The following is a 12,460-nucleotide window of genomic DNA, read 5'->3' on the forward strand; positions in this document are numbered from 1 at the left end:
CGGTCAATTCGCTCGCACGAAATTCCAGTTTTTGACACGAGCTTCAGGCTCCAGGCTGCAAAAACAAAGCACCGAATGAATAAACCAAAACATGCAAGGATGCTATTTATGCCTTTGAATTCCATGCCAATCAAAATGACACTGGGCGTCGCGCTGACCGCCTCCCTGGTCGCCAGCGCCCAGGTGATGGCACAGGAAGACCGCTACGTCGACATCATGCCATTCCTCACTCGCGTCGACTCAGAACGCAATACCGAACGCCAGGCCGGCGGCCTGCGCGCCGTCTACGGCTTTCAGTCCACCGGCAACTGGTTTACAGAAGTGCAGCTTTTCGGCACCCAGCTGAACGATGACGACAACAACTTCCTGCCGCCCCCAACCGTGCCGGACCCCTACGTGTATACCGGCGAGCTGGTCCCCAGCAGTGATAACGACCTGACGGGCCTCGGCGTGGACGTCGTCTACAGCTTTGGTGGGCGCAACGGGTACACACCGTTCCTGCTGGGAGGCTGGGGCGCATCCAACAACAGCACCAAATTCGACTATGGCCTGCAGGAAACCAACGCCTTCATCAACGTCGGCGCAGGCTTCACCACCGGCGCCATCAGTGAAAACGGGCTGAAAATCCGCGCAGAAGTGCGCTACCTGCGCGACTTCTTTGCCGATGATTTTAACGACTGGCAATTTGGTTTTGGCCTCAGCATACCCCTGAACCAACCGCCCGCCCCCACTCCGGTGGTAGCGGCTCCGCCACCCGAACCCGAGCCGGAAATTGTAAATACGGACAGTGATGGTGACGGCGTGCTGGATCAGAACGATCGCTGCCCCAACACCCTGGCGGGTGCCAAGGTGGACGAGTATGGCTGTGTGATCAAGGACCAGACCATAACCCTGGAAAACATCCAGTTCGAGTTCAACTCCGCCAAACTTACCCCGCGCGCCGAGGATTCCCTGAATAAGGTTGTGCAGTCACTGCGCGATCAGCCCAACACCCTGGTGGAAGTGGCCGGCCACACCGATAGTCAGGGCAATGACGGCTACAACCTGCGCCTATCCGGCCTCCGCGCGGAATCCGTGCGCCGCTATCTGGTCGAGCATGGCATCGACGCGGCCCGCATCACGGCTCGCGGCTACGGGGAAACCCAACCCGTCGCATCCAATGCAACAGATGCCGGCCGGGCCCAGAACCGCCGAGTGGAACTCACCTTCCGCTGAGTCAGGCCAATTCTTCCGGAGGTGCCACCTGCAACGGGCGATAACCACTTCCGGGAGGAAAGAACCGAACGACCTGGGGGCAAAAATTCCCGGGTAGCACAAAAGCCGGCACACGCCGGCTTTTTTATTCACAATCCACAGAATCTGTGGATATGTCTGTGAGCAACTAACGGGAAAACGCCGCCAGCCCCCATCATCTGGTGAGATTCCAGGGTGAAGAAAATTTAACCAAAAACATTTTTTCCTTATAAATCAGAAACTTGCAATTAACTCCAAAACAACCTTGACAAATTTCGGATGTAACTGACACGTAAGATTCGTTCACTCTTCGCTGTGGAAAGCTTTTTCGTATAGCCCTTATGGGCTACTGAATTTAGTGCCAGAAGCAGGAGAAGTGGTGGCAAAGGGACGGTTGCACAGCAATAGGACGGGATTTGCACACAGCTCGTGCGTGCGCACTAGTATGGCACCCTGGCTGACCAATCGGTCGGGGAGCACACTGGGCACGCTGTCGTGAAATTGAACACTGCAGGGGTATCACTCGGGAGCAGGTAAATATGCCCACTCCTCAGAAGCCTGCCTGAAGGGGAGCAGCAGGCTCAGCGCTTGCGGGCAAACGCCGCCAGCGGATGTGTGGTGGTGATGGCCATCTGCACCCGGTCGCCGGGTTTGCCGTGGACTTCGTGACTGGTCCTTACCCGCAGCTGAGCGCCACCTTCCACTGTTACCGCGTAGAGGCGGGAACAGCCCTCGTAGCGAACCCAGTCGATCACACCATTGCCGATAGCGGATGGCACCAGTGAAAGGTCGTCCGGGCGCAACAGCAGATCCACCTGCCCTTCAGCAGTGTCGATCGGAATGGCGGGCGCCGGGCCGAGCGCGGTGGACACCTGGTGCCCTTGCAACTCACCAGGGAGAAAGCTCGCCTCGCCGAGAAAGCCGGCCACGAAACGGCTGGCGGGCTCGGAGAAACAAATTTCGGGGGTATCGAGCTGCTCAAGCACACCGCCGTTCAGGATACCCACACGATCACCGACCGAGAGCGCCTCCTCCTGATCATGGGTAACCCAGATAGCGGGGACACCGGCGGCCTTGAGGGCCTCGCGGATCTCCCAGCGCAGATTGTCTTTGAGAGCCGCGTCCAGATTTGACAGGGGCTCATCCAGTAGCACGAACGCCGGCTCGTGGGCCAGGGTCCGCGCCAGCGCCACCCGCTGCTTCTGCCCACCGGACAGGCGGGCGGGTTTCGCATGGCGGAACTTGTCCAGCCCCAACAGATTCAGCCAGTGGTCCGCCTGCGTGGTATTGGTCAGGCGGAAACAGACATTCTGCTCCACGGTCAGGTGCGGAAAAAGTGCGAAGTCCTGGAACACCATGCCCACGTTGCGCTTTTCTGGCGGCACCGGCTTTTTCGCGCTTGCACACCAGTTGCCCAGCGCGATTTCCCCTTCGGAAATGGGAATCAGCCCAGCCAGCGCCTGCAGAATCGTGGTTTTGCCACAGCCTGTGGGGCCCACCAGCATCAGGACCTCGTCCTCGGCCAGGGCCAGATTCAGATTTTTCACTACGGCAGTGGTGCCGTAATGTACCGACAGATTGCTAACCTTCAGCATCAGGAATGTGGGGTCTCAGTAACATCAAATTCGGCCCGGCGCTCGCCGGACAACATCAGCGCGAGTCCCAGTGCGGACATCAGCACCAGCAGTAAGCCGGGAATGGCGGCGCGACCAAAATACCCCGCTTCGTACATCCGCCACAAGTAGGTGGCCAGGGTTTCAAAACCGGTGGGGCCCAGCATCAAGGTCGCGGGCAGTTCGCGCATGGCCTCAAGAAACACCAGGGCGGCGCCGGCCACCATGCCGCGCACCGTGAGCGGCAAAGTGATGCGCTGGAATGCCTCGCGGGGGCTGGCCCCCAGCACCCGCGCGGCCTTCACCAGGCTCGGGTCCAGCCCCTCGGCCGTGGAACGCACCGAACTCACCGCCAGCGGCAGGAAGCGCAGCACGTAAGCGAGCACCAACAACCCCAGTGTCTGGTACAGGAACGGCAGTTGCAGGCCCACGTAAACCAGCGCCGTACCCATTACTATGCCGGGCACACCAAACCCGAAATAGGTCATACGCTCCATCAGGCGCCCTGCGCGACCGGCAATCGCCGCATGCGCCACCGGAACCGCCAGCACCACCGCGAAAACCGCCGCCAGGAACGAGGCGTGCACGGAATTCCAGGCGTAACTGAACTCGAACCCCTCGGTGCCTTCACGGGCCAGCCACACCCCGAACACGCCCAGCGGCAGCACAATGGCCAACACCAACACCGGCACCACCGACAGCGCGATCGCCAGCTGCTGCCCCCGCCCCGGCCAGATGGTGAGGTGGCGCCCGGGCCTTTCACGGCTGCCGCGTACCCGGGACTCCAGAAACAGCACCAGGCCGACAATTACCAACAATTGCAATGACAGCATCGCCGCCTGACTCAAGCCAAACGCGTTGTACTCAACGAAGATCACCCGGGTGAAGGTATCCAGACGCATGATCGCCGGTGTACCAAAATCCGACAGGGTGTACAGCGCTACCAGCAGGCCGCCAGCGGCGATACCGGTAACGACGCGGGGCAGCACCACCCGCCACAGACTCACGCCGAGGGTCATACCCAGGGTGCGGGCCGCATTTACCAGGCTGGCATCCAGACTGAGCAGCGAGGCCCGGGTAGTTAGCATCACGAAGGGATAGGAATAGAGGATCATCACCAGGGTGGCACCGGGAAGGCCATCGAGTGACGGAACCGGCAGGCCCAGCAAGCTCTCGATTTCCCCGCCGCGACCGAACGCAGCGTAGAGGGTAAAGGCGCCGATATAGCTGGGAATCGCCAGGGGGGCGGCCAGTAGAATCAGCCACAGCCTGCGCCAGGGCATCTGCACATAGGCGGTCAGCAGCGCCAGTGGAACCCCGATCACAATCGACCCGAGCACAGTGAACACCATCAACAGCAGCGTGTTGGTGAGAACCCTGAGGTTGTGGGCGTCAAACAGCTGCACCTCGTCAGAGGCGAGTCCGAACAGTACCCCCACCGGCACCAGCGCCATCAGCGCAATGACCAGGGCCAGCGGATAGGACGCCGGCCAGCGCAGTAGAGATTTCGACGTCATAGAACGCCGACGCTGCGCATCAGGTTTAGTGTCGGGCGCAGGTCGGCCAACTGGGTGAGATCCACCTTGGGCGGCGAAATACTGCTGAGGGGCGGCAGGCCCTGCGGCGGATTCACGCCGCTGACCAGCGGAATTTCAAAGGCTTCAGTGGCGAGGTAAGACTGCACTTCCCGAGACAGGAGATAGCGGATGAAATTGATCGGCAGCTCGCCTTCGCTCAGCGCAACGACACCACCCGCATTGACCAGGCAACCGGCATCGTTTTTGGTGAACGCGAGATCCACCTTGGCGTCGGGTTTGCCGCTTTTCAGGCGCAGGGTGTAATAGTGATTGGCGAGGCCCACATCGACTTCACCCCGCTCCACGCCCATTACCACACCGAGCTCGCCGGCATAGGTTTTGGCACGCTTGTTAACACCACGCAGCCAGTCGGCGGTGGCCTTGTCGCCTTCCAACAGACGCATGGCCGTCAGGAACGACTGGAAAGCAGCATAAGCTGGCGCCCAGCCCACGGACAGATTGCTGTCCGGCAGCGCCATGATGCTGTCCGGAATCTGATCGGCGGTGAAGCGGCCGGTGTAGTACGGCAGGGTTCGAACACGACCGGTGACCGGTGCCCATTGGGGATACTGGAAGCCGGGCATGAGCTGCCCGGTAAGAGTTGCCGGCAGCGGGCGCGCGAGGCCGGCGTCCGCCACCTGGCCGACGGCACCGGAGTCAACCGCCCAGAATAGGTCTGCACGGCGCACGCCAGCCTTGGCCTCGGCCACAATGGTGTTGGCCAGGGCAGAAGTGACGCCGCGGCGGATTTGCAGATTCAGCTTGGGATTGCGCTTCTTGATGGCCGCGAGGACATTTTCATAGAGACCGCCCTCCCCGGTTCCCAGATAGAGGGTCAGATCCCCTTCCAATTTGGGCAATTGATCTACGGAGACGGCGTTTTCCACGGAGTTGGCCATGGGACTCGCAGCCAGAGCGCGGGCTGCCGGCAGACAACCCAGCGCGCCAACCGCAGCCAGGCTATGCAAAAAAGCTCTGCGCTGCACGGTTATTCCTTACTGAATATATAGAGCGGAGCCGGCAACTTACCGATGCCGGCAATACCTTAAAAGACGTCTTTACGTTTCTTTTCTGCTTCCTGCAGCAGGTTTTTGGCCTTATCCAGTTTGGCCTGCATGGATTCCACCACCTTGCGCACGTCGTCCACGCTGGTTTTGCCATCCAGCGCCTGGGGCAGAGTCACGTTGAAATCTTTTTCCAGGTCTTCCACCAGCGCGGCGTCTTGCTCGATCAGCGCGCCTTCAACACCTTCAAACCGGTGCAGGTAGGTGTCATGTACGATGGAGGTCGCCGCTTCCGGCAGTTTTTCGGCATATTTGGCCACCACACGATCCAGGCGGTGTTTGATGTCGTCCAACATCTCCGGCATGGTGGTGGGTTCAGCCTCGGTGGTTTGCACCTTAGCCAGCAGTCCCTTTTCCTGATACTGAGAGGCGAGCTTCACCGCTCCCAGTCCCTGCCACAGGGCCTGGTTCAGCTTGGCTTGTTCCTCGCGTACCTTGGCAACCGGGGCACCCGCTTCAATGGCCTGCTTCACACCGAAGATACCCTGCCAGATGTTGGCGTAAACCGGCACATAGTTGGTTTCGATGGCGGAGTGAAAATCCACCCCCTCCCAGTACTCCAACATGACTTTGGTATCAGTAGCCTTCTGGCCTTTTTTCTCGTAGGTGTCGACCACTTCGCCAAATTTTGCGACCAGCCAATTCACTTCTTCGGAATAAGTGGTCAGATGGCCTTTCAGGTCATTCACGTGGTCGCCAATAGCGCCGTTGGCGGATACCTGACCGGCCACCAGCACTGCACAAAAGCCGATAGCGAGGCCCAGGACGCGATGTTTCCGTGCGCGGTTTAGAGATTGCATAGTCACTCCTGATATCTGACTCTCGCAAATGATACTTATTATCAAAAACTAGTAAAGCACCATTGTGTTAAGCGGTGTAAAGCGCCCCAGTATCGGCGCCCACAGGTGGCCCCTGGCGGTACGGAGACTGTGGACGTACAGCTGGCAGGATTTTCCGGAATACCGGTTCAGTGGGCTTTTGTTACTGCGAGTACTGGAGGAAACGATAATCTATTCACTATTTCCAATGCGGCAGGATGCTACCAGTCCGGGACAGGCATTTCACCTACTTCGTCCGCGAGCCTCGTGTAATTCGCCTTTAGCATCTACCCATGCGGAGGCATGTCGAACCCTGGCGCACAGCGCTGCGAACCCTTAACTGTCTAGTCAATGGGCGGGATTAGTCTTATACCTGCCCAAGAACTGGTATAGTCACCTCTATATAGTCCCCTTGATATAGTCCCCTGCATCTCGACCGAATACCGGTGACTACTGACCAATGAAGAGCACAGCCGTTGATCACTAAGACCAAAGCCAAATTGCGGCACATTGCGAACGGTCTACAAGCGTGCGTGCTCCGGTTGCTGCCCCGCCACATTCCCATTGCCTTCAAGCTGGCGGTGGTGATGACCCTGCTGCTGGTGCTGGGGATGGCGAGCCTTGGCCTGTTTATCAGCGACAACCAGAACCATCTTATCCGCACCCAGCTGCACGATTTTGGCAATACCATGGCGCAACAGCTGGCGAAGCTGGCCAGTGAGCCGATACTGTCGGAAAACAGCCTGAACCTGCGCATGCTAACCACCAACCTGGGGCAGGATGAAAAGATCCTCGGCGCAGGAATCTACGCACATAGCGGTGAATTGTTGTCCAGCACTGGTATCCAACCACGCCTGAGCAGCACCTTCTCTGAATCAGCGGAGGTCATCGCCAGCCCCTGGTTCCGACATACCGCAAACGGGTCCCCGGAGCGTTTGATCAGTTTTATCGCTCCCGCCAATTACCAGGGAGTGCGGGTCGGCTCGGTGGTAGTCACCCTGTCCGCATCACAGATGGACCAGGCCGCAGCCAGTGCCCGCAACGCCATTGTCTACGCCACCCTGGCAATGACCATCCTGGCATCCCTATTGGCCTACTGGCTGAGCCGCCGCCTGTCGCTTCCGATCCACCACCTGATGGAGGCAACCCGCGCCATCGACCGCGGCGACCTGGCGATCCGGATCGATCAGCGGCGCAATGACGAAATCGGCTTTCTGTTCGAAGGCTTCAACAATATGGCGGCCGGGTTGCTGAAAAAATCCCAGGTCGAGCAGGTCTTTTCCCGCTATGTGTCGAAAAACGTGGCCGACAAGGTGCTCGCCAACCTGGACGAAGTTCGCCTGGTAGACCGCCCAATCGAGGCCACCGTGCTGTTCGCCGATATCACCGGTTTTACCGCGATGTCGGAAAAGCTGCAGCCGAGCCAGGTTTCCGAACTGCTCAATGAATACTTCTCGTATATTTCTCGTGCCTGCTCGCTGTATAGCGGGGTCGTCGATAAGTTTATCGGCGACTGTGCGATGCTGGTGTTCGGTGTGCTGGACGACGATACCGACCACGCATTCAATGCAGTCAGCTGTGCGGTATTGATCCAGCAACTGGCCGCGCAGCTGAACGAGCAGCGTCGCGCCGACGGCCGCCCTGAGGTGCATTTCCGTATCGGCATCAATTGCGGCGCTATGCTGGCCGGTAACCTGGGCTCCGACGAGCGGATGGAATACACGGTGGTCGGCGACGCGGTCAATCTGGCCTCCCGTCTGTGCAGCGAAGCGGAACCGGATCAGATCATTATCCGGCAGCAGTTGTTTACCATGCTGCAACCGCGCATCGTCGCCCAGGCCGGGCAGACGCTTCCGATCCGCGGCAAATCCGCGCCGATCCAGATTTATTCGGTACAGGACATCCACCACAAAGATCGACCACTGCTGGAGACCAACCTGCGCAAGGTGCTGAACTCCGAGGGCGATCAACCGCTGCCGCAGGCTGTCGGCCATGCGTGATCGCCGGTTACCGTTGCTGTGGTTTCTGCTATTGCCGCTGCTACCGGCATGCAGCCTGATGCCGACACCCGAGCCGGTACTGGAAGGCTTTCCCACCGAAACACCGCAACAGGTCAGCGCGCAGGCGACCGAACTCGAGTGGCTGCGGTCTCTGAATACTGTGACTCCCGCACAGCAGCAAAGAATCCAACAATTGCAAAGCAACTTGTTACGGTTCGAACGCGACGTTATCAGCAGCGCGAGCAGTATGGCGCAGCAGGACAACTGGCACGGCGCCGCACAGGTGTTACATAACGCCTTACGCCTGCTGCCAGACAGTCAACTGCTCGTTAACGCGCAGCAACAACTGGCAGCGCAACGCCAGTCACGCGAAGAGCGGGTGCGAATGGAGCTGGAAATCAACCGCGGTGAACAGTTACTGAAAGATGCCGAGGGCTACCGCAAACTGCAGCAGCTCCAGGGCCCCGGCTTGATCAACTGGGTGGAAGTGAAAAATTACCACCGCAAACGCCGCGAATCGGCACAGGCGTTACAGCAGTATTCCCGACGTGCACTGGAGCGGGAAGACTATGCGCTCGCGCAACGCGGCCTGAAGATTGCGTTCGACCTGTACGGCGACGAACTTCAGTACGATACCGAGCGCCGCGAAAAAATCGAACGCGACCTGGCCACGGCCAATCGCCGGCTCAGCCAATCGAAAACCCAATCCACTACCGCCAACGCCCAAACGTCCCCCGACAAAGTGGCAGACGCTCCCGTTACGGAAGTACAGCGGGCTCTGGACGCCGGTGACTTGTCCAGCGCGCGGCAATTTCTGGACCTGTTACGGCAGCAGTCGCCACAGGAACCGCAGCTGCCGGAGCTGGAAGCGCAGTTCCAGACACAGCTGAATAGCCGCATCGTAACCGCGATCAGGCATGGGAATGATCTATACAGTCAGGGCAAGATCGAGCAGGCCCTGGCGGTCTGGCGCGAAGCCAATTCCCTGGCCCCGGAAAACGTCGAACTGCTGGCTAACATCGCCCGTGCGGAAAAAGTGCTGGAAAACCTGCGCGCGCTGTCGGTTCCCGCCAGCGCAACGCACTAAGTACTCACCTGGTCTTTGTTCAGTCCTTCACGCAATCCACGCAGTAGCGCGCCTTGCCGTCCTTCATTTCCTTCACCAGCCCGTGGCAATCGGTTTCAAAACCGGGGAACTGCTCATTGAAGGTGCGCGCAAAACGCAGGTAATTGACGATGGTGCGGTTGAAGCGCTCCCCCGGAATAAGCAGGGGGATACCGGGCGGGTAAGGGGTCACCAACATGGCGGTAATACGGCCTTCCAGCTCTTCGATGTCCACTCGCTCCACTTCCCGGTGTGCCATTTTCGCCCACGCCTCGCCCGGACGCATCGCCGGCACCATAGTGCTCAGATACATCTCTGTGGTGAGGCGGGCGACGTCGTGCTGTGCATATACATTGTGAATGGCATTGCACAGATCGCGCAGTCCCCAGCCCTCGTAGTGTTTGTTCTTGGCCAGGAACTCGGGCATGCAGCGCCATAGCGGGCTGTTGCTGTCGTAACAGTCCTTGAACTGCTGCAGTTCGGTGACCAGGGTATTCCAGCGGCCCTTGGTAATGCCGATGGTAAACATGATAAAGAACGAGTAGAGGCCGCACTTCTCGACAATGATGCCGTGTTCCGACAGGTACTTGGTAAGGATCGCTGCGGGAATACCCCAGTCATCGAAATTGCCGTCCAGATCCAGCCCGGGGGTGACGATGGTCGCCTTGATTGGATCCAGCATATTGAAGCCCTCGGCCAGATCGCCGAAGCCGTGCCAGTTGTCGCCAGCCCGCAGCATCCAGTCCTCGCGCTCGCCCATGCCCTCTTCGGCGATATGGTCCGGGCCCCAGACCTTGAACCACCAGTCGCTGCCCCACTCCTCGTCCACCTTGCGCATGGCGCGACGGAATTCCATCGCCTCGGTAATGGACTCCTCCACCAGCGCGGTGCCGCCGGGTGGCTCCATCATCGCCGCCGCCACATCGCAGGACGCAATGATGGCGTACTGGGGCGAGGTGGAGGTGTGCATCAGGTAGGCCTCGTTGAACAGGTCCTTGTCCAGCTGGCGACTCTCGGAATCCTGCACCAGGATCTGCGACGCCTGGGAGATACCCGCAAGCAGTTTGTGGGTACTCTGGGTGGAAAATACCAGGGACTCCTTGCAGCGAACGCGGCCCTCGCCAATGGCATGGTAGTCACCATAGAAATCGTGGAACGCAGCGTGCGGCAGCCAGGCCTCATCAAAGTGGAGGGTGTCGATCTTGCCGTCCAGCGCATCCTTGATCTCTTCCACGTTGTACAGGACACCATCATAGGTGCTCTGGGTAATGGTCAGCACCCGAGGTTTTGCACCTTTGTCAGCGATAAACGGGTTCTGCGCGATTTTCTTCTGGATGTTTTCCCAGTCGAATTCACTGCGGGGAATCGGGCCGATGATGCCGAAGTTATTGCGGGTCGGCATCAGGAAGATCGGGATGGCCCCGGTCATGATGATGGAGTGCAGGATCGACTTGTGGCAGTTGCGGTCGACCACCACGATATCACCGGGCGCCACCGTGGAGTTCCACACAATCTTGTTGGAGGTGGAGGTACCGTTGGTGACGAAAAACAGGTGATCCGCGTGGCTGATACGCGCGGCATTGCGCTCACTGGCGGCGATCGGTCCGGTGTGGTCCAGCAGCTGGCCCAGCTCGTCCACCGCATTACACACGTCGGCGCGCAGCATGTTCTCGCCAAAGAACTGGTGGAACATATGCCCGACCGGGCTCTTCAGGAACGCCACGCCGCCGGAGTGGCCCGGGCAGTGCCAGGAATAGGAGCCGTCGGAGGCGTAATGCACCAGCGCGCGGAAAAACGGCGGCGCCAGGTTATCCAGGTAGGCGCGGGCCTCACGCACCACATAGCGAGCGATGAACTCCGGGGTATCCTCGAACATGTGGATGAAGCCGTGCATCTCCCGCAGGATGTCGTTCGGCAGATGGTGAGAGGTGCGCGTCTCGCCGTAGAGAAAGATGGGGATGTCGGCGTTGCGGAAGCGCAGCTCTGCCACAAACGCGCGCAGCCGGGCGAGGGTTTCATCCTGGTTGGCTTCGCTGAACTCGTCGTCGTCAATGGAGAGGATGTAGCAGGAAGCCCTACTCTGCTGCTGCACAAAGGACGTCAGGTCGCCGTAACTGGTGACTCCCAGCACTTCCATTCCCTCTGCCTCGATCGCGGTCACCAGCGACCGGATACCGAACCCGGACGAATTTTCCGAGCGGAAATCCTCGTCGATCACGATGATGGGGAACTGGAAGCGCATGCTCTCTCTCCGGTTTGATTTTATAGGGGCCTGTGGCCGCAAATTATGCGGCGGCAATGTATTCCTGTGGACAGGTACTGTCCAGCTGCATTCGGCGATGCCGTCCACATTGTAGTGGGACTTGATCACCCGCACCTTGCCGGGTTTCGCAGCCGCAGGCAACAAAAAGCCCGGCGCATGGCCGGGCTTTTGCGAGGCGGAAGGCCTTAGGCCGACGGCGCCTGGGTGCGGTTCTTGTAGGAACCGTCGCGGGTGTCGATTTCGATCCAGTCGTCGATTTCGCAGAAGTCTGCCACCTTGACTTCGGTACCGTTGCGCAGCTTGGCCGGCTTCATGACCTTGCCGGAAGTGTCGCCACGGGCGGAGTTTTCGGTGTAGGTGATCTGGCGCACGATGGTGGTCGGCAGGTCCACAGAGATGACTTTGCCATCGAAGAACACGGCTTCGCAGATGTCAGTCATGCCCTCCTCGATGAACGGCAGGACGCTTTCCAGGTCTTCGGCGCGCAGCTCGTAGGAGTTGTACTCCGGATCCATGAAGACGTAGTCCTCACCATTGATATAAGAGAGGGTCACTTCCTTGCGGTCGAGGATGACCGGCTCCATCTTGTCGTCGGCCTTGTACACGGTCTCGGTCTTGGAGCCGTTGATCAGGTTTTTCAGCTTCATCTTGACGATGGCGCTGTTGCGGCCGGACTTGGTGAATTCGGCTTTCTGGACCAGCCAGGGCTGGCCGTCGATCAGGGCCACACTGTTGGCCTTCATTTCTTGTGCGGTTTTCATAGGAGTATCCGGAATAGGGATGGGGA

The 12,460-nt window shown here is 59.3% G+C and carries 9 protein-coding genes; 3 read left to right on the forward strand and 6 right to left on the reverse strand.

Translation table 11 applies throughout. From position 1 onward, the window contains the following. Positions 1-108: 108 nt before the first annotated feature. A complete protein-coding gene (locus VIL80_RS14165; protein WP_332036742.1) occupies positions 109-1,215 on the forward strand; it encodes an OmpA family protein in 1,107 nt (368 codons plus the stop codon). Positions 1,216-1,814: 599 nt separating this feature from the next. Here VIL80_RS14165 and VIL80_RS14170 read toward each other — a convergent pair. The 4 genes from VIL80_RS14170 to VIL80_RS14185 are packed head-to-tail and all read right to left on the reverse strand — an operon-like array spanning position 1,815 to position 6,287. After that, positions 1,815-2,828: an ABC transporter ATP-binding protein gene (locus tag VIL80_RS14170; RefSeq protein ID WP_332036743.1), complete on the reverse strand. Its 1,014-nt coding sequence runs from the start codon at positions 2,826-2,828 to the stop codon at positions 1,815-1,817. Beyond that, on the reverse strand, positions 2,828-4,363 hold the full coding sequence (locus VIL80_RS14175; protein WP_332036744.1) for an ABC transporter permease: 1,536 nt from the start codon (positions 4,361-4,363) through the stop codon (positions 2,828-2,830). The genes VIL80_RS14170 and VIL80_RS14175 overlap by 1 nt, the downstream gene beginning before the upstream one ends. Next, on the reverse strand, positions 4,360-5,409 hold the full coding sequence (locus tag VIL80_RS14180; protein ID WP_332036745.1) for a substrate-binding domain-containing protein: 1,050 nt from the start codon (positions 5,407-5,409) through the stop codon (positions 4,360-4,362). The genes VIL80_RS14175 and VIL80_RS14180 overlap by 4 nt, the downstream gene beginning before the upstream one ends. A gap of 59 nt (positions 5,410-5,468) precedes the next feature. Continuing rightward, positions 5,469-6,287, reverse strand: a complete 819-nt coding sequence (locus VIL80_RS14185; protein ID WP_332036746.1) for a hypothetical protein — start codon at positions 6,285-6,287, stop codon at positions 5,469-5,471. Positions 6,288-6,838: 551 nt separating this feature from the next. Here VIL80_RS14185 and VIL80_RS14190 point away from each other — a divergent pair. Together VIL80_RS14190 and VIL80_RS14195 are read left to right on the forward strand one after the other, a co-directional pair. Then, complete coding sequence (locus VIL80_RS14190; protein WP_332036747.1) at positions 6,839-8,305, forward strand: adenylate/guanylate cyclase domain-containing protein; 1,467 nt, start codon at positions 6,839-6,841, stop codon at positions 8,303-8,305. After that, on the forward strand, positions 8,298-9,392 hold the full coding sequence (locus VIL80_RS14195; protein WP_332036748.1) for a tetratricopeptide repeat protein: 1,095 nt from the start codon (positions 8,298-8,300) through the stop codon (positions 9,390-9,392). The genes VIL80_RS14190 and VIL80_RS14195 overlap by 8 nt, the downstream gene beginning before the upstream one ends. Positions 9,393-9,411: 19 nt before the next feature. Here VIL80_RS14195 and VIL80_RS14200 read toward each other — a convergent pair whose 3' ends face one another. Both VIL80_RS14200 and efp read right to left on the reverse strand, forming a co-directional pair. Continuing rightward, on the reverse strand, positions 9,412-11,652 hold the full coding sequence (locus tag VIL80_RS14200) for an Orn/Lys/Arg family decarboxylase (protein WP_332036749.1): 2,241 nt from the start codon (positions 11,650-11,652) through the stop codon (positions 9,412-9,414). 206 nt (positions 11,653-11,858) lie between these two features. Beyond that, entirely contained in the window at positions 11,859-12,434 is a 576-nt protein-coding gene (gene efp, locus VIL80_RS14205; RefSeq protein ID WP_332036750.1) for an elongation factor P, read from the reverse strand. Between the last annotated feature and the right edge of the window lie 26 nt (positions 12,435-12,460).

The organism is Microbulbifer sp., assembly GCF_036563125.1.
Lineage (GTDB): Bacteria > Pseudomonadota > Gammaproteobacteria > Pseudomonadales > Cellvibrionaceae > Microbulbifer.